The sequence below is a fragment of the Zhihengliuella alba genome (assembly GCF_039538765.1).
Lineage (GTDB): Bacteria > Actinomycetota > Actinomycetes > Actinomycetales > Micrococcaceae > Zhihengliuella > Zhihengliuella alba.
This window is the reverse complement of record NZ_BAABCJ010000001.1, coordinates 173506-195304: the sequence shown is the minus strand read 5'-3', so window position 1 is coordinate 195304 and position 21799 is coordinate 173506. Positions and strand designations below refer to the sequence as shown.

General features: G+C 70.9%; 18 protein-coding genes and 2 tRNA genes. 12 read left to right on the top strand and 8 right to left on the bottom strand.

Features of this window, described 5'->3' with window-relative positions:
- Nucleotides 1-2: 2 nt before the first annotated feature.
- Together ABD784_RS00910 and ilvD are read right to left on the bottom strand one after the other, a co-directional pair.
- Nucleotides 3-1883 carry an acetolactate synthase large subunit gene (locus tag ABD784_RS00910; RefSeq protein ID WP_344878634.1) on the bottom strand — a complete coding sequence of 627 codons (1881 nt, stop codon included), beginning with the start codon at nucleotides 1881-1883 and terminating at the stop codon, nucleotides 3-5.
- 303 nt (nucleotides 1884-2186) lie between these two features.
- Nucleotides 2187-3890: a dihydroxy-acid dehydratase gene (gene ilvD / locus ABD784_RS00905; RefSeq protein ID WP_344878631.1), complete on the bottom strand. Its 1704-nt coding sequence runs from the start codon at nucleotides 3888-3890 to the stop codon at nucleotides 2187-2189.
- 121 nt (nucleotides 3891-4011) lie between these two features.
- Between ilvD and ABD784_RS00900 the strand changes: the two genes are divergently transcribed.
- From ABD784_RS00900 to ABD784_RS00865, 8 genes are all read left to right on the top strand, one after another.
- Nucleotides 4012-4482 carry a hypothetical protein gene (locus tag ABD784_RS00900; protein ID WP_344878628.1) on the top strand — a complete coding sequence of 157 codons (471 nt, stop codon included), beginning with the start codon at nucleotides 4012-4014 and terminating at the stop codon, nucleotides 4480-4482.
- A gap of 235 nt (nucleotides 4483-4717) precedes the next feature.
- Nucleotides 4718-4790: transfer RNA gene (locus tag ABD784_RS00895), tRNA-Lys, on the top strand.
- A gap of 840 nt (nucleotides 4791-5630) precedes the next feature.
- Nucleotides 5631-6110, top strand: a complete 480-nt coding sequence (gene bcp / locus ABD784_RS00890) for a thioredoxin-dependent thiol peroxidase (RefSeq protein ID WP_344878625.1) — start codon at nucleotides 5631-5633, stop codon at nucleotides 6108-6110.
- Nucleotides 6111-6192: 82 nt separating this feature from the next.
- Nucleotides 6193-6277 (top strand) — tRNA-Leu (locus tag ABD784_RS00885).
- Between the two features lie 113 nt (nucleotides 6278-6390).
- Nucleotides 6391-8124, top strand: a complete 1734-nt coding sequence (locus ABD784_RS00880) for an ABC transporter substrate-binding protein (protein ID WP_344878622.1) — start codon at nucleotides 6391-6393, stop codon at nucleotides 8122-8124.
- Nucleotides 8125-8213: 89 nt separating this feature from the next.
- Complete coding sequence (locus tag ABD784_RS00875) at nucleotides 8214-9695, top strand: malate:quinone oxidoreductase (RefSeq protein WP_344878619.1); 1482 nt, start codon at nucleotides 8214-8216, stop codon at nucleotides 9693-9695.
- A gap of 169 nt (nucleotides 9696-9864) precedes the next feature.
- Nucleotides 9865-11031: an LLM class flavin-dependent oxidoreductase gene (locus ABD784_RS00870; RefSeq protein ID WP_344878616.1), complete on the top strand. Its 1167-nt coding sequence runs from the start codon at nucleotides 9865-9867 to the stop codon at nucleotides 11029-11031.
- Complete coding sequence (locus ABD784_RS00865; protein ID WP_344878613.1) at nucleotides 11024-11482, top strand: MarR family winged helix-turn-helix transcriptional regulator; 459 nt, start codon at nucleotides 11024-11026, stop codon at nucleotides 11480-11482. Before ABD784_RS00870 ends, ABD784_RS00865 begins: the two co-directional genes overlap by 8 nt.
- Here ABD784_RS00865 and ABD784_RS00860 read toward each other — a convergent pair.
- From ABD784_RS00860 to ABD784_RS00835, 6 genes are all read right to left on the bottom strand, one after another.
- Nucleotides 11479-12666 (bottom strand): cysteine desulfurase family protein, encoded by a 1188-nt coding sequence (locus tag ABD784_RS00860; protein WP_344878610.1) that lies wholly within the window; start codon nucleotides 12664-12666, stop codon nucleotides 11479-11481. The two genes, ABD784_RS00865 and ABD784_RS00860, sit on opposite strands and share 4 nt — an antisense overlap.
- On the bottom strand, nucleotides 12663-13583 hold the full coding sequence (gene nadC, locus ABD784_RS00855) for a carboxylating nicotinate-nucleotide diphosphorylase (protein ID WP_344881219.1): 921 nt from the start codon (nucleotides 13581-13583) through the stop codon (nucleotides 12663-12665). The genes ABD784_RS00860 and nadC overlap by 4 nt, the downstream gene beginning before the upstream one ends.
- A gap of 49 nt (nucleotides 13584-13632) precedes the next feature.
- Nucleotides 13633-15486 carry an L-aspartate oxidase gene (locus tag ABD784_RS00850; protein WP_344878607.1) on the bottom strand — a complete coding sequence of 618 codons (1854 nt, stop codon included), beginning with the start codon at nucleotides 15484-15486 and terminating at the stop codon, nucleotides 13633-13635.
- Between the two features lie 5 nt (nucleotides 15487-15491).
- Complete coding sequence (nadA, locus tag ABD784_RS00845; RefSeq protein ID WP_344878604.1) at nucleotides 15492-16811, bottom strand: quinolinate synthase NadA; 1320 nt, start codon at nucleotides 16809-16811, stop codon at nucleotides 15492-15494.
- The gene (locus tag ABD784_RS00840) at nucleotides 16808-17650 is read right to left on the bottom strand and encodes an NUDIX hydrolase (protein WP_344878601.1); all 843 of its coding nucleotides are present in this window, start codon (nucleotides 17648-17650) and stop codon (nucleotides 16808-16810) included. Before ABD784_RS00840 ends, nadA begins: the two co-directional genes overlap by 4 nt.
- A gap of 93 nt (nucleotides 17651-17743) precedes the next feature.
- Nucleotides 17744-18220: an Lrp/AsnC family transcriptional regulator gene (locus tag ABD784_RS00835; protein WP_344878598.1), complete on the bottom strand. Its 477-nt coding sequence runs from the start codon at nucleotides 18218-18220 to the stop codon at nucleotides 17744-17746.
- 147 nt (nucleotides 18221-18367) lie between these two features.
- Between ABD784_RS00835 and ABD784_RS00830 the strand changes: the two genes are divergently transcribed.
- From ABD784_RS00830 to ABD784_RS00815, 4 genes are read left to right on the top strand one after another with little or no spacing between them, the layout of a single operon-like run.
- Nucleotides 18368-19441 carry a thiamine pyrophosphate-dependent enzyme gene (locus ABD784_RS00830; protein ID WP_425582900.1) on the top strand — a complete coding sequence of 358 codons (1074 nt, stop codon included), beginning with the start codon at nucleotides 18368-18370 and terminating at the stop codon, nucleotides 19439-19441.
- Nucleotides 19434-20462, top strand: a complete 1029-nt coding sequence (locus ABD784_RS00825) for an alpha-ketoacid dehydrogenase subunit beta (protein ID WP_344878595.1) — start codon at nucleotides 19434-19436, stop codon at nucleotides 20460-20462. The genes ABD784_RS00830 and ABD784_RS00825 overlap by 8 nt, the downstream gene beginning before the upstream one ends.
- On the top strand, nucleotides 20455-20784 hold the full coding sequence (locus tag ABD784_RS00820) for a biotin/lipoyl-containing protein (protein ID WP_344878592.1): 330 nt from the start codon (nucleotides 20455-20457) through the stop codon (nucleotides 20782-20784). Before ABD784_RS00825 ends, ABD784_RS00820 begins: the two co-directional genes overlap by 8 nt.
- The gene (locus tag ABD784_RS00815; RefSeq protein WP_425582899.1) at nucleotides 20784-21614 is read left to right on the top strand and encodes an alpha/beta fold hydrolase; all 831 of its coding nucleotides are present in this window, start codon (nucleotides 20784-20786) and stop codon (nucleotides 21612-21614) included. Before ABD784_RS00820 ends, ABD784_RS00815 begins: the two co-directional genes overlap by 1 nt.
- Nucleotides 21615-21799: the final 185 nt, after the last annotated feature.

Here is a 21799-nt window from a genome sequence, read left to right as displayed (position 1 = left end):
GCTTAGTCCTCCTCTTCCCAGTCCGGCGTCATGTCGCGCGCGATCTGGATCTGGTCGTTGCTGACGCCGGCCGGAACCATCGGCCACACCATCGAGTCGCGGCTGACCACGAAGTCGATGACCACCGGGCGGTCGTTGATCTCGAGCGCCTGGGCGATGGTCGCGTCCACGTCCTCGGGGCGCTCGCAGCGCAGGCCGACGCACCCGTACGCGTCGGCGAGCTTCACGAAGTCCGGGATGCGGGCGGTGCCGTGGCCGGTGTTCAGATCCGTGTTGGAGTACCGGGAGTCGTAGAACAGCGTCTGCCACTGCCGGACCATGCCCAGCGAGGAGTTGTTGATGACGGCGACCTTGATCGGAATCTGGTTGATCACGCAGGTGGCCAGCTCCTGGTTGGTCATCTGGAAGCAGCCGTCGCCGTCGATCGCCCAGACCACGCGGTCGGGATTGCCGACCTTGGCGCCCATCGCGGCCGGGACCGAGTAGCCCATGGTGCCCAGACCGCCGGAATTGAGCCACTGGTGCGGGCGCTCGTACTTCACGAACTGCGCGGCCCACATCTGGTGCTGGCCGACGCCGGCGACGTAGACGCCCTCCGGGCCGGTCAGCTCGCCGATCCGCTGGATCACGTGCTGCGGGGCGGTGAGTCCGTCGTGAGGCTCCGTGTACCCGATCGGGTACGTCTCGCGGAGCCGGTCCAGCGTCCGCCACCAGGCCGCGAGGTCGGGGCGGCCCGACTCCTCGAAGCGGGCGCGGCAGGCGTCCAGCAGTTCCGGGATGATGTCGGCCAGGTCGCCGACGATCGGGACGTCCGCCACGCGGTTCTTGGAGATCTCCGCCGGGTCGATGTCGGCGTGGATCACCTTCGCGTTCGGCGCGAAGGTGGAGAGCACGCCCGTCACGCGGTCGTCGAAGCGGGCCCCGAGGGTGATCAGCAGATCGGACTGCTGCAGCGCGGTCACCGCCGAGACGGCGCCGTGCATGCCGGGCATGCCGACGTGCTGCTCGTGCGAGTCCGGGAACGCGCCCCGGGCCTGCAGGGTGGTGGCCACCGGTGCGCCGATGAACTCGGCGAGCTCCCGCAGCTCCCGGGAGGCGTGGGCCTTGATGACGCCGCCGCCGACGTAGAGCGCGGGCCGCTGGGCCGAGGCGATCAGCTTCGCTGCCTCGCGCAGCTGCTTGGAGTGGCCCTTGCTGATCACGCGGTAGCCGGGGAGATCGATCCGCGGCGGCCACGAGAACTCCATGGTCGCCTGCTGGGCGTCCTTGGAGATGTCGACGATGACCGGCCCCGGCCGCCCGCTGCCGGCGATGTAGAACGCCTCGGCGAGGACGCGCGGGATCTCCTGCGCGTCGGTGACGAGGAACGAGTGCTTGGTGATCGGCATGGTGATGCCGACGATGTCCGCCTCCTGGAAGGCGTCCGAGCCGATCACGGCGCTGTTGACCTGACCGGTGATGGCGACCATCGGGACCGAGTCCATGTGGGCGTCGGCGATGGCGGTGACGAGGTTGGTGGCCCCCGGGCCGGAGGTGGCGATGCACACGCCGACCTCGCCCGTGACCATGGCGTAGCCCTGGGCGGCGTGGCCGGCTCCCTGCTCGTGACGGACCAGGACGTGGTTGATCACGCTGGAGTCCATCAGGGGGTCGTAGGTGGGGAGGATGGCCCCGCCCGGCAACCCGAAGACGTCTGTGACGCCCAGTTCTTCCAGTGAACGAACGATGGCTTGTGAGCCAGTCATTGCAGTGGGGGGCACGGAGTTGTTCGGTCCCTGCACGGGATTCGGCCCCTCCACAACGGAAGAGACAGGAGCAACATCCTTTGCGCGGTTGGCCGTCCTGGCCACCAGCGCCGGGCTGATGTCGGGTCCGTTTGTCATGGATTCTTCCTTCTCTTCGATGCAATCAAGCATAAAAAAACCCCTCTGGCCCGGCATTTCCTGGGCTTCAGTGGGGTTCAGCGCGTCACCTGTCCGACCAACCGGCGGCTAGGCCACGCGCTCGGTAACTCGTAGGACGGTGATGATGCTCTGCATGCCACTCAGTCTTGTCTCGCCGGCGGGGGGTGTCAACGAGCCGCACCCCTCGTCTCATATTGTGGACAATGCGTCCAAAGGTTGAACAAGCACGACGGCGCGCCCAGCGGTGGGCGGGGGCGCCGTCGTGCTCGGATCTGCGCGGCGTCAGCCGCAGAAGGCACCGACGCTCGCCGACTTCACGAGCTTGGTGTACTTGGCGAGGACGCCGGTCGTGAAGCGCGCGGGCAGCGGCTCCCAACCGACCTTGCGCGCCTCGAGCTCCGCCGGCTCGACCAGGAGGTCGAACGAGCGTCCGGCGATGTCCACACGGATCCGGTCGCCGTCGCGCACGAAGGCGATGGGGCCGCCGTCGACCGCCTCCGGCGCGACGTGGCCGATGCACAGCCCCGTGGTGCCGCCGGAGAAGCGGCCGTCCGTGAGCAGCAGGACGTCCTTGCCCAGGCCCGCGCCCTTGATCGCGCCGGTGATGGCGAGCATCTCGCGCATGCCCGGGCCGCCCTTGGGGCCCTCGTAGCGGATGACCACGACGTCGCCGGCCTTGATCTCGCCGCGGTCCAGGGCGTCGAGCGCGCCCTGCTCGCGCTCGAAGACGCGCGCGGTGCCCTCGAAGACGTCGGCGTCGAAGCCAGCGGACTTCACGACGGCCCCCTCGGGTGCCAGCGAGCCGCGCAGGACGGTGACACCGCCGGTCTTGTGCATCGGGTTGTCGAGCTGGCGCAGCACCTCGCCGTCGAGCGGGCCGGGGGCGATCTCCTCGAGGTTCTCGGCGATGGTCTTGCCGGTCACCGTGAGGCAGTCGCCGTGCAGCAGACCCGCGTCGAGCAGGGCCTTCATGACCACGGGGACTCCGCCGATCTTGTCCAAGTCGAACATGACGTGCTTGCCGAAGGGCTTCATGTCCGCGATGTGCGGGACCTTGTCGCCGATGCGGTTGAAGTCGTCCAGCGTCAGGTCCACCTCCGCCTCGCGGGCGATGGCCAGCAGATGCAGGACGGCGTTCGTGGAGCCGCCGAAGGCCATGGTGACGGCGATGGCGTTCTCGAAGGCCTTCTTGGTGAGGATGTCGCGCGCACGGATGCCCTTGCGGAGCATCTCCACGACGGCCTCGCCCGAGCGCCGGGCGTACATGTCGCGTCGGCGGTCGGCCGAGGGCGGGGCGGCCGAGCCCGGCAGGGACATGCCCAGTGCCTCGCCGATGGAGGCCATGGTGTTGGCGGTGTACATGCCGCCGCAGGCGCCCTCGCCCGGGCAGATCGCCCGCTCGATCGCGTCGAGGTCCTCCTTGCTCATGGTTCCGGCGGCACACGCGCCGACGGCCTCGAAGGCGTCGATCAGCGTGACCTCCTTCTCCGTGCCGTCGGACATGCGGGCGAACCCCGGCATGATCGTGCCGGCGTAGAGGAACACCGAGGAGAGGTTTAGGCGGGCCGCGGCCATGAGCATGCCGGGGAGGGACTTGTCGCAGCCGGCCAGCAGGACGGAGCCGTCCAGGCGCTCGGCCATCATGACGGTCTCGACGGAGTCCGCGATGACTTCGCGCGAGACGAGGGAGAAGTGCATGCCCTCGTGGCCCATGGAGATGCCGTCGGAGACCGAGATGGTGCCGAACTGCATCGGGTAGCCGCCACCGGAGTGGACGCCTTCCTTGGCGCCCTGGGCGAGACGGTTGAGGGACAGATTGCAGGGCGTGATCTCGTTCCACGAGCTCGCGATGCCGATCTGCGGCTTGGAGAAGTCTTCGTCGCCCATGCCGACGGCGCGGAGCATTCCGCGGGCGGGGGCGGCGTGGATGCCGTCGGTGACGGCGCGGCTTCGTGGCTTGATATCTACGGTGGCGTCCTGCGTCATAGCCGCGATTCTAGGCTCGCCGTTTCGGGGCGACCAACGCGTGACTCCTGCACGTAACGATCCAGTGAATTCTTTCCACAACACCCAGAAATTTGTCAGTGACCCTCCATAGACTGTTCGCATGGTCACTACCAAAGACCCGAACCTCTGCGATGCGGCGTTGAAGGCGCATCTGCACCAGGCCTTCGACCACCAGATCCCCAACTTCGGCAGCTACAACCTCGTCTACGCCGCTGGCAACGCCGGCAGTGGCGGCAGTCTCATCATCGGTTTCCGGCGCCAGCCACTCGAGCTGGTCCTGGCCCCCGTGAGCCCCGCGGACCTCGCTCCTCGGGAGCAGCCGATCTCCGTTAACATGACCAATCTGTCCCATCTCGCCGAGGTGCGCGACGGCGGGTTCGAGGTCGGCACCTCCACCGGCCGCGTCTTCCGCTTCGAGGTCGTCCCGCAGCCGAGCATTGCCGTGCCGGAGTCGGTCTTCCCCGAGTCCGGCAATGTCCTGCTCGACCAGGAGCTCGACGCCGAGGAGTTCGTGGGCTTCATGGACGAGTTCATGACCGCTCTGGAGCTCGTGTCGGTCCAGCCGCAATAGCGGGCCTACTCGCCAGCGGGCGGAGGCACCGCGGCCGTGGGCCGGGCGACTGCTCCGGCCGTGCGGCTCCGGCGCGGCTCATGAAGGGGCCTAGTGAGAGCCGGATCGGCACTCGGGTGTGAGGTCCGCCTCAGAGTGCCGGTTCGAGTTGCAGAGCCCTCCGGTGGTGTGTATTGTTATTTCTCGTTGCGAACGCGGCGGGCGCGGAAAAGAGCCCGAAACGACAGCGACAGATGCGCCTCTAGCTCAATTGGCAGAGCAACTGACTCTTAATCAGTAGGTTCCGGGTTCAAGTCCCGGGGGGCGCACTCCTCCGGAAGCCTCTCACCGTCGGGTGAGGGGCTTCCGTCTTTAACCGCAAGACCGTCCAGGTACCCGAGTGGCACGGCGTGTGGGCCCACGTCTTCAGAACCGTCTGGCCGCCCCGGCGGACCCATGCCAGCGGTTGCTGCTCGCTTGCCGCGAGGCACCGACCCGCGCCGGAGAGCCGGGCGGCCGACCGCAGTCGAGACGGTGACGCTCAGGCCCTGAAGCCCTCTGCAAGCACACGCATGAATGGCGGGCGCCGCCGAGGCGCAAGGGAGGATTCAGAGTGATCCCTCGAGAAGCCTGACGTCACGGCGTAGATCATCGAGCACCCTGTGCGACTGAATGTGGTCGGCTGGCGCCGTCGCGGAGACATCGTCAAGCCACTCGAGGAGTTCAGCGAGCGTAGCGGTGCCGGACAAAAACTCTCCCAACCTGTCGGCCGCCTCGCTCATGATCTCGCAGGGCCGTGGCAGGAGTGTAAGAGCCCGATTCATCCAGCCGTCGCGCAAGTGTTCGGCATGCGTCAACGCATCCATTGTTGTTCCCCCCCCGGAAGTACTTGAAGCGCCAAGTATATGCGCTTCCTCACTCGAGCCTCGAACCGCCTCGCTCTTGCAGGGAACTTCTGACTGCGAGCTCCGCTGCCCCGGGAGAGGAGTTGTCACGGATGTGTACTACTCTGCTAGCGGCCGATACAGCCCCGCCGCCCTGAACCGACGGAGCATCCCCGGGTCATGTCCACAGCGCCCGGCAGACAGGATCGCCGGCGGCGTGCCGGCAGTACCGGCTAGTTTCGTCCGCGAAGCTGCGCACGATGCCCAACCCACAGGAGGACCCCCATGGCCGAACGGCTCGCCCCCGGCGCCCCCGCACCCGCCTTCACCCTGCCCGACGCCGACGGCAACGCCATCTCGCTCGCCGACTTCTCCGGGCGCAAGGTCATCCTCTACTTCTACCCGGCAGCCTCCACGCCCGGGTGCACCAAGCAGGCCTGCGACTTCCGGGACAATCTCGCCTCGCTCGCCGCCGCCGGCTACCAGGTCCTGGGCGTCTCGCCCGACTCCCCCATGAAGCTGAAGAAGTTCGTCACCAAGGAGGACCTGACGTTCCCACTCCTGTCCGACGAGGACCACGGAGTGGCCGAGGCCTATGGCGCGTGGGGCGAAAAGAAGAACTACGGGCGCGTCTACGAGGGCTTGATCCGCTCGACCATCGTCATCGGCGAGGACGGCGCCGTCGAGGTCGCCCAGTACAACGTGCGCGCCACGGGCCACGTCGCCAAGCTCCGCCGGGATCTCGGCCTCGCCGTCGAGGCCTGAGTTCCTCCACCACTTCCGGGCACGGGGTGCCCGTCCGGTACACTGATCCGGTCCGCCGCGGGCCCTGACCGCGGACGGAGAGGCGAGCGTGGCGAAATTGGCAGACGCGCTGGATTTAGGTTCCAGTGTCTTCGGACGTGGGGGTTCAAGTCCCCCCGCTCGCACCATTCGGTACGGACCGGTCGCCCCGGCCGGCACCGTCCATCCGCACGGCATCTGCACGCCCTGCGACACGCCGCCCGAGGCGGACGTGGCGCCGGCGCGCGAAGGAGACCCACGCATGGCACGTACGTCCCCGGGGGCCGGGCCCGAGCCCACGCGCCGCTCCGTCCTCGGCTGGGGCCTGGGCCTCGGCGCCGCCGGTCTGACGGCTCTCACGGGCTGCTCGCCAGCGGCGGAGCCCGCCCGGCCCACGGCCGGCCCCACGGCCCCGGGCCCCACGACGTTCCGCGTCGGCACCCCGGCCGGTCCCGTCTCGCTCGACCCTGCGGTCGTGTCGGACGCCGAGTCCCACCGGGTGACCCGGCAGCTCTTCGAGGGCCTCGTCGGGGTCGACCCGGACTCGGGCGCCCCGGCCCCCGCTCTGGCGGAGTCGTGGAAAGTCTCCGACGACGGTCTGACGTACACGTTCACGCTCCGCGACGGCGTGACGTTCCACGACGGCACCGAGCTCTCCGGCGAGGTCGTGGTGCACAACTTCGAGCGCTGGGCGGGCGGCGAGGCCCCGGACGGCGGCACATTCGCCGCCTTCGACACGATCTTCCACCACCAGCACGCGGCCGTGCCGGCCGTCGACGAGAACGCCGAGGATCCCGGCGCCCCGTCCATGGGCGAGCTGACGGAGGCAGCGCTGGACCGCATCCCCGAGCCGCCGCAGGCGATCCTCGACGGTGCGAGCTACTACAAGTCCTGCACTGCACCGGACCGGTTGACGGTGGTCCTCGAGCTCAACGCGCCCCTGACCGGGCTGGTCCAGGCGCTCACCGTGCCGGGGCTCGCCGTGGCCGCGCCGTCGTCGACGGCCGAGGCCCCCGTGGGCACCGGACCGTACCGGTTCGCCGGCCTCGACGAGGAGACGACGGTCCTGGAGCGCTTCCCGGACCACTGGCGCGCCGAGGATTTCGCCGACGCCGTGGACCGCGTGGAGCTGCGCGTGCTGCGCGACGCGCCCTCGCGGCTGCGCGAGCTCAGCCGGGGCGACATCCACGGCTACGACACGGTGACCGTCCACGAGATGCGCGACCTCGTACGCGCGGGACAGCAGATCGTCCAGCGCGACCCCTTCTCCGTGCTCTACCTGGGGATGAACCAGGCCTCGGGCCCGCTGCGCTCCCTCGACGTCCGCCGGGCCGCGGCCCATGCCACCCAGCACTCCGACGCCTGGGAGCAGCTCTTCATCGCCGGGACGGAGCAGGCGCGCTCCTTCCTCCCGCCCAGCCTCGGTGTCGAGGCCCCCGACACGTACTACGGCTACGACCCCACCACGGCGGCGACCCTCCTCGAGTCCGCCGGGTACGACGGCGAGCTGATCCCCTTCCTCTACCCCCGGGACGTCAGCCGCGGCTACCTGCCGCTGCCCGAACTCGTCTACGCGGAGCTCAGCGCCCAGCTCACCGCGGCCGGATTCGTCCTGGAGCCGGTGCCGGTCCGCTGGGAGGACGGCTACATCGACGCGGTCCTGAGCGGTGAGTACGCCGGATTCCACCTCCTGGGGTGGACCGGCTCCTACCGGGACCCGGACCACTTCCTCAGCTCGCTCTTCGGTCTCTCCAACGACCAGTTCGGATACGACTCCACGGCACTGAAGACCCATCTGGCCGCGGCGCGGTCCATGCCGGAGGGTCCCGAGCGGGCCGCCGCCTACCGTGCCATCAGCGAACTGCTGGCGCAGGACCTGCCCGCGCAGCCCCTCTCCTTCCCGATCTCCGCCCTGGCGATGTCGACCCCCGTGGTGAACTATCCGTCCAGCCCCGTACTGGACGAGGTCTACGACCGTGTGAGGCTCGACGCATAAGCCCCGGGCGGGCGCCGACCGATTTCCGCGGCCTCTGATCAGCGCGCTAACCTGAGTGCCGAACCTTGATTTTTCGATGGAGATGATCCGTGCCCGCCTCACTTGGAAACCACAACATTGATGTAGCGCTCATCGGCGGCGGAATCATGTCCGCGACGCTGGGGACGTTCATCAAGCAGCTCGAGCCGGACTGGAGCGTCAGTCTGTTCGAGAACCTGGACGAGGCCGGGCTCGAGTCCTCCGACCCGTGGAACAACGCCGGCACGGGTCACTCGGCCCTCTGCGAGCTGAACTACAGCCCCGCCGCGGCGGACGGCAGCGTGGATCCCGCCAAGGCCATCAAGATCAACGAGCAGTTCCAGGTGTCCCGGCAGTTCTACGCCTTCATGGTGGAGCACGGGCTGATCGGCGAGCCGCAGAGCTTCATCAACCCGCTGCCGCACATGAGCTTCGTCATCGGGGACGACCATGCCGACTACCTCCGCACCCGCTACGAGTCGCTACGCCAGCAGCCGCTCTTCGAGCGGATCGAGCACACCGAGGACCTGTCCACCATCGCGGAGTGGGCCCCGCTCGTCGCCGAGGGCCGCGACGAGGCACAGCGTGTGGCAGCCTCCCGCGTCGCCTCCGGCACGGATGTCGACTTCGGCTCGCTGACGCGTCAGCTGACGGACTACCTGGGCCGGAGCGGCGCGGACCTGAACTTCGGCCACCGCGTGACCGGTCTGGAGCGCGACGGCTCCGGCTGGAAGCTCACCGTCAAGAACAACGCCACGGGCCAGAAGCGGACCGTCACGGCGAAGTTCGTCTTCGTCGGGGCCGGCGGCGGCGCACTACGCCTGCTCCAGTCGGCCGGCATCCCCGAGATCAAGGGCTTCGGCGGATTCCCGGTCTCCGGGCAGTTCCTGCGCAACACCAACGATGCGACGATCGAGCGCCATCACGCCAAGGTGTACGGCCAGGCCTCCGTGGGCGCGCCGCCCATGTCCGTCCCCCACCTGGACACCCGCTTCGTCAACGGCAAGCGCTCGCTGATGTTCGGCCCGTACGCGGGGTTCTCGACGAACTTCCTCAAGACGGGCTCCTACCTGGACCTGCCCCTGTCCATCCGCCCGCACAACATCATCCCGATGCTGGCGGTCGCGAAGGACAACATGGACCTGACCAAGTACCTCGTCACCGAGGTCCTCAAGTCGCGCGGCAAGAAGGACGAGGCCCTCCGCGAGTACTACCCGGAGGCCTCGGCCGAGGAGTGGGAGCTCATCAACGCGGGCCAGCGCGTGCAGGTCATCAAGAAGGACCCGAAGAAGGCCGGCGTCCTCCAGTTCGGCACCGAGGTCATCACCGGCGCCGACGGCAGCGTCGCCGGCCTGCTGGGCGCCTCCCCCGGCGCGTCCACGGCCGCGCCGATCATGATCGACCTGCTGCAGCGCTGCTTCCCGCAGCAGTTCGCCGGCTGGGAGTCCAAGCTCACCGAGATCATCCCCAGCTTCGGCCGCAAGCTCAACGAGAGCCCGGACCTCCTCGCCGAGGTCACGGAGTCCACCGATCGGGTGCTCCAGCTGGGCTGATCCCCACCACGGCGCTCCCGCGGCCCTCACGGCCGCGGGAGCGCCGTCGTCGTACCCGGCCCCGTCCAGGGCTGGACACTGCACCGAAGCCCGAGGCATCGCCACTCTTATATGCAAATGCATATAAATGGGGTAGACTGGCGCTCGCCACGACAACCAAGGAGCAGGCATGCAGATCGGCATCTTCAGCGTCAGCGACATCACCACCGACCCGACCAACGGGACCACGCCCACCGAGCACGAGCGCATCAAGGCGTGGGGCGCGATCGCCCGGAAGGTCGAGGAGATCGGGATGGACGTCTTCGCGGTCGGCGAGCACCACAACCGGCCGTTCTTCTCCTCCTCCCCCACCACCACGCTGGCCCACATCGCCGCCCAGACCGAGCGGATCATCCTCTCCACGGCCACCACGCTGATCACCACGAACGACCCGGTGAAGATCGCCGAGGACTTCTCCATGCTCCAGCACCTCGCGGACGGACGCGTGGACCTCGTCCTCGGCCGCGGCAACACGGCGCCGGTCTACCCGTGGTTCGGCAAGAACATCCAGGACTCCGTGGAGCTCACCGTGGAGAACGTGCACCTCCTGCACCGCCTCTGGAACGAGGACTCGGTCACGTGGCAGGGCAAGTTCCGTACGCCCCTGCAGAACTTCACGTCCACGCCGCGCCCGCTCGACGACGTCGCGCCGTTCGTCTGGCACGGCTCGATCCGCACGCCGCAGGTGGCCGAGATCGCCGCGTACTACGGCGACGGCTTCTTCGCCAACAACATCTTCTGGCCCAAGGAGCACTACCAGCAGCTCATCAGCCTCTACCGGGAGCGCTTCGAGCACTACGGCCATGGCCGGGCGGACCAGGCGTTCGTGGGTCTGGGCGGTCAGTTCTACATGGCCAAGAACTCACAGGACGCGGTGCGCGAGTTCCGCCCGTACTTCGACAACGCGCCCGTCTACGGGCACGGCCCGTCGCTGGAGGACTTCACCGCGCAGACGCCGCTGACCGTCGGCAGCCCGCAGGAGGTCATCGAGAAGACGCTGACGTTCCAGGAGTACTTCGGCGACTACCACCGGCAGCTGTTCCTGGTGGACCACGCCGGCCTGCCGCTGAAGACGGTGCTGAACCAGCTGGATATGTTCGGCGAGCACGTCCTGCCGGAGCTGCGCGCCGAGTACGCCAAGCGCAAGCCGGCCGACCACCCGGACGCGCCGACCCACGAGACGCTGAAGGCCGCGAAGGCCGCTGGCGTCAAGCCGGCCATGGCCAAGAGCGCACCGGAGGGCCAGGCGACGGACGGCGTCGCTCCGGCCGGGGCAGGCGGTGAGCACGATGCCTGAGCTCCCGTCCGTCAAGGAGACGGCCCTGGCCTGGGAGTCGCTGTTCCGGTGCCAGGTGACGATCATGCGCCGGCTCCAGCAGCTCCCGGAGTTCAAGGAGCTGAGCATGCGCGAGTACGACGTGCTGTTCAACCTCCGGCGCGCGCCGCAGTGCGGGCTCCGCCTGGGCGACCTCAACGAGTCGCTGCTGCTCAGCCAGCCGAGCCTGAGCCGGATGATCGACCGGCTGGTGGCACGCGGACTGGTGGTGCGCCAGCAGGACCCCAGCGACCACCGGGCCATCCTCATCACGCTCACCGGGGCCGGGGCCGAGGTCCAGCGCCGGATCGGCCGTGCCCACGTCCGGCACATCAACGAGGTGCTCGGAGGGGCCCTCGACGCCGAACAGCTGGAGCAGCTTCGCGCGCTGACGACGGCGCTCAGCCAGTCCGTCGCGGAGGAGCAGGGCTAGAGAGCGGGGCGGACGGCCCCAGCGCTCGTCCGACCTCCCGCGCCGGCGACCGCCTCCACGGCGGCGACGACGGCGCGCGCTGCCTGCGTCAGCTCTGCCTCCTGCACGCCGCGGGTGAAGCTGAGCCGGACCGAGGTCAGGGCCACATCGGGGGCGAGTCCCATCGCCAGGAGCACCGGCGAGGGCTCGTCCGAATCCGCGTGGCACGCGGATCCGGAGGAGCAGAACACGCCGCGGCGCTCCAGCTCCAGCAGGACCGCCTCCCCGGCCGTCCCGGGGAAGCAGAAGGACACGATCCCGGGGATCCGGCTGGTCGGGTGCCCGGTCGCCAGGGCGCGATCGGGCCGGCCCGGCCGGTTCAGCCGCTCCAGGACGGCATCCCGCAGGTACGCTCCGAAGCCCGTCTGCTCGCCGGACCGCGTGGCCTCGGCGGCCAGGCGCAGGGCCGTGGCCGTGGAGACGGCCCCGGCGACGTTCTCGGTGCCGCTGCGGCGGCCGCGCTCCTGCCCGCCACCGTGGAGCAACGCCTCCAGCGGGAGCCGCCCGCGCACCATGAGCACGCCGGCTCCCTTCAAGCCGCCGATCTTGTGCCCGGAGACGCTCAACGCGTCGGCGTGCCGGGCGATCTCCTCAAGATCGAGCCACCCGGCAGCCTGGACCGCATCGGTGTGAAACAGGGCGCCGGCCCCGCGCGCGAGCGCGGAGATCTCCGCGACGGGCTGCACGGTCCCGACCTCGTTGTTCACGGCCATGACCGAGACCAGTGCGGTATCCGGGCGCAGCAGCGCCGCGACCGCCGCCGGGTCGACGGTCCCGCTGCCGTCCACGGGGGCGACCGAGACCTCGAACCCGTGGTGCGCCTCCAGATACTGCAGGGGCTGCCGCACCGAGGAGTGCTCCACCGCGCTCGTGACGATGTGCCGGCCGCGCGGCGATGCGAGCGCCAGACCCTTCAGCGCCAGATTGTTCGCCTCCGTCCCGCCGGAGGTGAAGACCACGTCGCCGGGGCGCACACCCAGGGCTGCGGCCGCCGTCGTGCGCGCATAGTCCATGGCGCGCGCGGCCGAGCCGCCGAGCTCATGCCGGCTGGAGGGGTTGCCGAAGTCGTGGCTGAACAGCGGCCCGACCATCTCCAGGACCTCCGGCCGGACCGGCGTGGTCGCCGCCGCGTCGAGGTAGATCATGCCGGCTCCGTCCCGTCGGCCCGGCTGCCGCGCAGGTCGATGTCCAGCCCCAGGTCGACGGCGCGGACGCTGTGCGTCAACGCCCCCGAGGAGATGACATCCACGCCGGTGGCCGCGATCGCGGCGATGCGCTCGAGCGTGACCGTGCCGGAGGCCTCGACGGTGCAGCGTCCAGCGACCCGGCGCACGCCCTCGGCGAGGTCCTCGAGGGAGAAGTTGTCCAGCATGACCGTGTCCACGCCGGCGGAGACAACGGGCTCGAGCTGGTCCAGCCGGTCGATCTCCACCTCGAGGTGCTGGGTGTGGCCGAGCCGCGCCCGCAGTCCGACGAGGGCCGCGGTCAGCTCCTCGCCCTCGCCGAGCAGCGCGAGATGGTTGTCCTTCGCCATGACGGCCTCCGAGAGGTTGTCCCGGTGGTTGGAGCCGCCGCCGCAGCGGACGGCGTACCGCTCCAGCACGCGGAGCCCGGGCGTGGTCTTCCGGGTATCGGCGATGCGGGCCGGATGCCCGGCGGCCGCGTCCACCATGGCCCGGGTCTGCGTGGCGATCCCGCTGAGCCGCTGCAGGAGGTTCAGGCCCACCCGTTCGGCGGTGAGGAGCCCCCGCGCGGGTCCGGTGACGACGGCGAGGCGGGCACCGGCCTCGAACCGCTCCCCGTCCCGGACGGAGGGTTCGACCCGGAGCCGCTGGTCGGTGAGGCGCATCGCCGTGGCGAAGGCCTCCAGCCCCGAGACGACGCCGGGCTCCCGAGCGACGACGAACGCCGTCGCCTGTGCGTCCGCGGGGATGAGGAGGTCGGCGGTCAGATCCCCGGCGGGCGCGTCCTCCAGCAGCGCCGCGGCGACGATGCGTTCGAGCTGCAGGCGCGGGACCGGGCGGATCTCGGCCCCGGCGGGCGGGCTGGCCGTTCCGAGCATGGTGGTATCGGCGTTTGCGGCGGCGGTACCGGCGGTTGTGGCGGCGGTGTCAGACGTGGGCAAGGTGGTCCTCTCGGGTGGCGCCGGCCGCGGGGGCCGGCGCGAGCGATGGTTCAGTGCGCGAGGCGGTGGCGCGCGATGCCGGGGTGTCCGCAGCGGTCGGGACGGCAGGGGCGGCAGGGTCGGCGGGCCGGGCGTCGCTGCGGTGATGGGCACCGATGGACTCGGTCCGACGGCGGGCGGCCACCGCGATGCGGTGCGCGACCTGCACCGCGTTGAGCAGCTCGTACCGGTCGCGGGGCCAGGCGTCGTCGCGCTCGGCCAGGAGCGCGGCCTCCATCGCCGCGAGGCCGGCCTGGGCCCGGGCCAGACCCGGCTCGTCGCGTTCGACGGCGAGGTACGTTCCGGTGATCGCGTGCAGGTCCTCCCAACCTCCGGCAGCGGGCACGGCGCCCGGGTGCCCGGGCACGGCGGCGTTCACCCCGGGGCACGGGGCTGTGCCGGTTCCGGTGCTACGGAGGGGGCTGCTGTCGGCGGCAGCGACATCGCCAGCGAGCCCGGCGGTCGACGCCGGCGAGGGCGCGGCGATGTCGGCGACGGCGCGCCACGCGAAGACGAGCGCCTCCAGCAGCGAGTTGGAGGCGAGGCGATTGGCCCCGTGCACACCGGTGCAGGCCGTCTCGCCCGCGGCCCAGAGCCCGGGCAGGGCGGTCCGCCCGGCGAGGTCCGTGGCGATGCCGCCCATCCAGTAGTGCTGGGCCTCCGCGACCGGGACCAGGTCGCGCTCCAGATCGAGCCCCTGCCCGCCCAGCGCGGCGGCGATGGTGGGGAACCGGGCGGCGAGGCCGCGCCCGGCGAGATGCCGGGCGTCCAGGTACACGGCGCCCGTGCGGGCGCGTTCGGCGTGGATGGCGCGGGCGACGATGTCGCGCGGGGCCAGTTCCGCTTCCGGGTGACGGCCGGGCATGAACCGCTCCCCGCGACGGTTGCGCAGGTAGGCACCCTCGCCGCGGACGGCCTCGGTGATCATCAGGGGCGGGCCGCCCTCGGGCCGCCACAGGGTCGGATGGAACTGGACGAACTCCGCGTCGGCGAGATCGAGGGCGACGCCGAGCCGGCGCCCCGCGCGCAGGGCCAGCGCAGCCCCGTCGCCCGTGGCACCGGCCGGGTTGGTGGTGTGCGGGTAGAGGCGGCCGATGCCGCCCGTGGCCAGCAGCACCCGTCCGTGCAGGCTCCGCGACCCGCCGCGGGGCCGGCCGTGCGGGGCGCCGCCGTCGTCCGCGAGGCGCACGCCGGTGACGCTGCCGGGGCCGACGACGCCGCGGAGGGACGGCGCTGCGGCGTCGTCCCTCGTGCCCCCGGGAGGGCCCGGGGTCGAGGCGGGCTCGACGAGGAGGTCGGTGACGAACGCGTGCTCGCGTAGTTCGATCCGGCCCCGGGCGGCGAGGCGCCGCACGACGGCGATCAGCGCCGAGGCGATGCCGCGGCCCGTGGCGTCGCCTCGGTGGTGCAGGATGCGCGGGTGCCGGTGCGCGCCCTCGAGACCGAGGGCGTAGCGTTCCGGGTCCGCGGCGTGCCGGTCGAAGTCCACGCCGTGGCCGATCAGCCGGGCGCAGTGCTCCCAGGCCTCCGAGCAGAGGGCCCGCACCGCCGCCTCGTCGCCGGCGAACGCGCCGGCGCGGAGGGTGTCCTCCACGTGGGAGCCGACCGAGTCGCCCGGTGCGGCCAGCGGCACCGGTGCGACGGCGGAGATCCCGCCCTGGGCGTACCAAGTGTTGGAGTCGCGGAGCCGGTCCTTGGTCACCAGGGTGACGGGCAGGCCGCGGCCGGCCGCGGCGATGGCGGCGTACAGGCCGGCCAGGCCGGATCCGACGACGATCAGCCGCGTCTCGTGGGCAGCCATGGTGATCAGGGGCGCGCGGCGAGCATGCGCTCGAGCGCGGTCTTGGCGTCGACGGCGGTGACGGCGTCCACGGTGATGCGGTTGACGATGCGGCCGGCCACGAGCTCCTCCAGCACCCAGGCGAGGTAGCCGGGGTGGATCCGGTACATCGTGGAGCAGGGGCAGATGACCGGGTCCAGGCAGAAGATGGTGTGCTGCGGGTACTCGGCGGCCAGCCGGTTGACCATGTTGACCTCGGTGCCGATCGCGAAGGTGGTCGGCTCCGTGGCCGCGGCGACGGCCTTCCGGATGAAGTCGGTCGAGCCGGCGGCGTCCGCGGCATCGACCACCTCCATGGGGCACTCGGGGTGGACGATCACCCGGCAGCCCGGGTACTCGGCACGCGCACCCTCGATCTGCCCGACGGTGAAGCGCTTGTGCACGGAGCAGAATCCGTGCCACAGGATGACCTGCGCCTCCTGCAGCGCCTCGGCCGAGTTCCCGCCGAGCGGGCGGCGGGGGTTCCACATCGGCATGGCCTCCAGCGGCACGCCCATGGCCTTGGCGGTGTTGCGGCCGAGGTGCTGATCCGGGAAGAACAGCACGCGGCGACCGCGCTCGAACGCCCACTCGAGGACGGTCGACGCGTTCGAGGACGTGCAGACGATGCCGCCGTGCCGGCCCACGAACGCCTTCAGAGCCGCCGAGCAGTTCATGTAGGTGACGGGGATGACCGGGGCGCGGCCGTCGTCGTCCTCCTCGGCGTAGAGCTCCATGAGCTGCTCCCAGCACTCCTCGACGGAGGACTCGTCCGCCATGTCGGCCATCGAGCAGCCGGCGGCGAGGTTCGGCAGCACCACGGCCTGGTCCCCACGGGAGAGGATGTCCGCCGTCTCCGCCATGAAGTGCACGCCGCAGAACACGATGTACTCGGCGTCCGGTTTGGTCAGCGCCGCGTTGGCGAGCTGGAAGGAGTCGCCCACGAAGTCCGCGTACTGCACCACCTCGTCCCGCTGGTAGAAGTGCCCGAGGACCACGAGCCGGTCCCCCAGCGTCTCCTTCGCTGCGCGGATGCGGGCGTCCAGCTCGGCGTCCGTGGCGAGGCGGTACTCCTCCGGGATCCCGCCCTGGCGCGGGGTGTCCGCGGGGGCCGTGTCCCCCATCGACGCGCCGGGGCCGTAGGCGGGGGAACCGCCGTCGAAGTTCCACGGCGACTTCGCGAGGTCCGGCGTGCAGGTGGAGGACGCCGTCGCGGACGGGGCGCCGCCCGCCCCCCGGGCGGCGGGGCGCAGTCCGGGGTCGACCGTGCGGGTGAGTTCCTGGATGGTGACGTTGACGCTGCTCATGGCTGGACCTTCGATGCGGTGGGTGCCGCCGGCGCGGAGTGCGGCTCCGGCTGCGGGGAGGTTTCGGACGGTGGACTGGAGGTCGACGCCGACGCGGCCGCGGACGGAGGACCGTCGGCGTCGGGCCCGGCGTACCGGTAGAGCTTCGGCGGGCGGTGCTTGACGCCCTGCAGGTACTGGCCGGTGTCGACGAGGTCGGGTGAGCCGCGCAGCTGCCGGCGGAAGTTCGCCGGGTCGATCGGCCGTCCCAGGATGGCCTGGTGGACCTCGTGGATCTGGGCGAGCGTGAACCGGTCACCGAGCAGGCGGTGCGCGATCTTCCCGTAGGCGACCTTGTTGCGCAGGCGCTCGAGCGCGTAGGCGACGATCGCGGAGTGGTCGAACGCGAGGTGCTCGGCAACCTCCGCCGAGTCGGCGGGGAACCAGGAGACATGGGGGTCGTCGACGAGCGTGGAGTTGGCCCCGCCGGACGGGTCGGCGTCGGCGTCGCGCACCAGCGCCCAGTAGGCGATCGTGACGACGCGCTGGGCCGGCGAGCGGTCGACGCCGCCGAACGTGTAGAGCTGCTCGAGGTACCGCGGGACGAGTCCGGTGGTGGTGCGCAGGTGCTCGGCCGCGGCCTCCTGCAGCGATTGCCGGGGCAGCAGCGGGCCGCCCGGCAGGGCCCACTGGCCGCGGTGCGGCTGGCGGGTACGGCGCACCAGGGGGATCCAGAGCCGCAGCCCCTCGCCGGCCCCGGAGCCGGCCCGGGCTTCGTCCGGCCGGGCGGGACCGAGCGAGAAGATGACCGTGGACACGGCGATCTGCGGGCTGGCCGCAGCCCGCTCGCTGACGTTCATGAACTCCACGGATCCCCGTTCGGTCGACGGTTAGTTAATGTCAAAGTGACTATAACTCATTCGCCGCGGCGGCCGTTCGGTGGGCGGGCTCTGTTACGGGCGGCCCTCCCCGGCGGCGGAGCGGACCAGGGGCAGGGCGCGCGGCGGGATCAGGGAGTTCAGGACGACGACGGTCGAGGAGCGGACCACCGTCCCCGTGGCGATGACCGCGTCCAGCACGCGCTGCAGGTCGGCATTGGAGCGCGCGACCACGCAGGCCAGGAGATCGAACTCCCCGGAGACCGTGTGCAGCTCCAGCACCTCCGGCACGCCGGAGAGCGCCTCGGCCACGGCGTCATGCCCGCTGTCCTGATGGATGGCGAGCGAGCAGTAGGCGCGCACGGGGTACCCGATCCCTTCTGCGGAGAGGTGCGGCCCCCACCCGGTGACGACGCCGCGGGCGGTCAGCCGATCGAGCCGCGCCTGCACCGTGGCGCGGGCGACCTCCAGCGTGCGCGAGGCCTCGAGGACCGACATCTTGGGGTCGGAACTGAAGATCTCGATGATCCGGGCGTCGAGCTCGTCGACCATGGGCCCCTCCATCAAACTAGTCAGACTGATAAGTGCTCTACCTCCACTGTGGCACACTTTGCGCAACTTGCCAGGTGGCATGGCCGCAGATTGCACCGGCACCGTGGAGTGTCTAGGGTCACAGCAACCAAGGAAAGGAGCGGCGTCATGAGCGTGACCGCCACCCCCGAGGCGCACGGCGCCCTGGAGCTCGACCCGCAGCGGCTGCCGGCCGACGAGCTCAAGCGGCTCCTCGCCCAGATGATCACCGTCCGCCACCTGGACACGTCCGCCATCGCCTGGCAGCGCCAGGGCATCATCCCCGGCTACGCCCCCATGCAGGGCCAGGAGGCCGCGCAGGTCGGCAGCATCGCCGCCCTGGACATGTCGCGCGACTTCGTCTTCCCCACCTACCGGGAGATGGGCGCGGCCTATGCGGCCGGCGTCGACATGGCCGAGTACATGGCCACCCACAAGGCCACCTGGAACGGCGGCCTCCACGATCCCGTGAAGCACCGCTTCACCCCGATCCAGACCGTGATCGCCGGGTCCGCCCTCCACGCCGTCGGCTGGGCCCACGGCCAGCGCCTGGACGCCATCCGCGAGGGCCGCGAGCAGACCGACCTGCCCGCGTCGCTGATCTACCTCGGCGACGGCGCGTCCTCGCAGGGCGACATCCACGAGGCCATGAACTTCGCCGGTGTCTTCAAGACGCCCACGGTCTTCTTCGTGCAGAACAACGGCTGGGCCATCTCCGTGCCCACCGAGCGCCAGGTCGCCGGCGGCTCAGTCGCCGCCCGCGGCGCGGGCTACGGCCTGCCGTCCGTGGCGGTGGACGGGAACGACGTCGAGGCCGTGGTCCGCGCGGTCCGAGCGGCCGTGGCGCACGCCCGCTCGGGCGCCGGCGCCGTCGTCGTCGAGGCGTTCACCTACCGGCGCGGCCCGCACTCGACGTCGGACGATCCCGGCCGCTACCGCACCCTCGAGGACGAGCGACGCGACGCCGGTCCGGACCCGATCGAGCGGCTCGTCGAGCGACTGGTCGCGGACGGAGAGCTCACCGAGGCCGGGGTCGAGGAGTTCCGAGCCGAGGCCGCGGCGTTCGAGGAGCGGACCCGCGAGGCCGTCGCCGCGCAGGGCCCGCGCCCCGGCGCGGAGATGTTCGAGTACGTGTACCAGGAGACCACGCCCGTCCTGCAGCAGCAGGCGGCCCAGTGGCGCGAGGAGTCCGACCATGCCTGAGGCGACCATGACCGCGAACACCGGAGCAGTGCGGACGGGGACGCAGGAGCTCTCGCTCAACAAGGCCATCAACGCGGCCCTCGCCGATGCGCTGGAGGAGAACCCGCGGGCGCTGGTGCTGGGAGAGGACGTGGGCCGGCTCGGCGGCGTCTTCCGCATCACCGACGGACTCCAGGAGCGCTTCGGCGCCGAGCGCGTCTTCGACACCCCGCTGGCGGAGTCCGGAATCCTCGGCATGTCCGTGGGGCTGGCGATGGCCGGCTACCACCCGATCCCCGAGGTCCAGTTCGACGGGTTCACCTACCCGGCCGTGAACCAGATCGTCACGCAGATCGCCCGCATGAACTTCCGCACCCGCGGCGCCCTGCCGATGCCGATCACACTGCGCATGCCGAGCTTCGGCGGCATCCAGTCCCCCGAGCTGCACTCGGAGTCGCTCGAGTGGCTGTTCGCCCACGTCGCCGGGCTCAAGGTGGTCTCGCCGTCGAACCCGCACCAGGCCTACCACCTGATGCGCCACGCGGCGACGATGCCGGACCCGGTGGTCTTCATGGAGCCCAAGTCCCGCTACTGGCAGAAGGGCAGCGTGGACTTCGAGACCCCCGGCGACCTGACCGGCTCGGTCGTGGCCCGCGAGGGCCGGCACCTGACCCTCGTCGCCTGGGGCGCGATGGTCTCCCGCTGCCTGCAGGTGGCGGACATGGCCGCCGAGGACGGGGTGGAGGTCGAGGTCCTGGACCTGCGCTGGCTCAAGCCCATCGACGCCGAGGGCCTGGCGAGGTCCGTCGCCAAGACCCGCCGCGCCGTCGTGGTGCACGAGGCGCCGAGGAGCGCCGGACTCGGCGCCGAGGTGGCTCAGCTGATCACCGAGCACTGCTTCGGTACCCTGAAGGCACCCGTGGAACGCGTCACCGGATTCGACGTCCCCTTCCCCTCGGGCAGCCTGGAGAACGAGTACCTGCCCAACGCCGACCGCATCCTCTTCGGCATTCAACGAGTATTGGAGTACCGCCGTGGCTGAAGTTTCCTTCCCGCTGCCCGACCTGGGCGAGGGCCTGATCGAGGCGACCGTGCTGGAGTGGCTGGTCGCCGAGGGCGACCAGGTCGAGCGCAACCAGCCGATGGTCGAGGTCGAGACCACCAAGAGCTCGCTGGAGCTGCCGAGCCCGCAGGCCGGCACCGTCGTGCGCACGTTCGGCGAGCCGGGCGACACGATCAACGTCGGCGATCCGCTGATCGTCTTCGAGGTGCCGGACGACACTGCCGGGATCGTGGGCACCGTGCCGAAGGACGAGGCGCCCAAGCGCCGGGTGCGGCTCAGCGCCAACCTCGACGACGACTGATGCCGGCCGTGACCGACGTCCCGCAGCTGACCGCCCACGTCTTCGCGCCCGAGGGCGCCGAGACGGGCCGGCCCGTCCTGCTGATCCACGGCTTCGCCTCGTCCACCGAGCTGAACTGGGTCGCCACCGGCTGGGTGAAGTACCTGAACGACGCCGGCCGCCGAGTCGTCGCCGTCGACCTGCCCGGGCACGGACAGACGCCGCTGGACGGGCCCGACGCCTCGGCGCCGGTGCCGAGCCTGCTGCGCGCCGGCATCCGGCGGGCGGCCCTCGAGGCCCTGGGGCACGGCGGCGACGTCACGGCCGCCGGGACAGACGGCCGCGCTGCGGCGACCGAGGGGCTCGTCGACGTCGTCGGATACTCCTTCGGGGCGCGCCTGGCCTGGGGCCTGGCCGCGGACTACCCGGAGCTGGTCCACCAGCTCGTCCTCGGCGGTGCCGCCGCCACGGACCCGCTCGCCGACTTCGACGTCCCCGAGGCGCGCGCGGTCCTCGCGAGCGGGGACGACGCGGCGCGCATGTCCGACCCAGTGTCGGATGCGCTGCTGCAGATGGCCCAGCTGGTCCCGAGCAACGACGTCGACGCCCTGCTGCGGGTGATCGAGGCAGTGGGCGCCGAGCCGTTCACGCCCGGGCAGTCCGTGCCGCAGCAACCGGTCCTCCTGGTCGCCGGGCAGCGGGACGAGCTCGCCGAGACCATGCCGCGCCTGACCGAGCTGGCACGCGGCGCGGGCGGAGCCGAGGAACTGTGGCTGCCGGCGCGCACGCACTCGAACGCGGTGACCTCACGCGCCTTCAAGCAGGCCGCCCTGGAGCACTTCGCGTCCTAGCTGGACCAGGCCGGACATCCACCCACCAGCACTCGAAGGCCGCCCACGTTTGCGCGTGGGCGGCCTTCGTCGTCGCTGCGCCCCGGGAGCCAGCCGCGGTCAGCCGGACGGGCGGAGAACGGGCAGAGGACGACAGCCCTTGACAGGATGCGTGACGGAGGACACCATGATCGTATACGATTTCG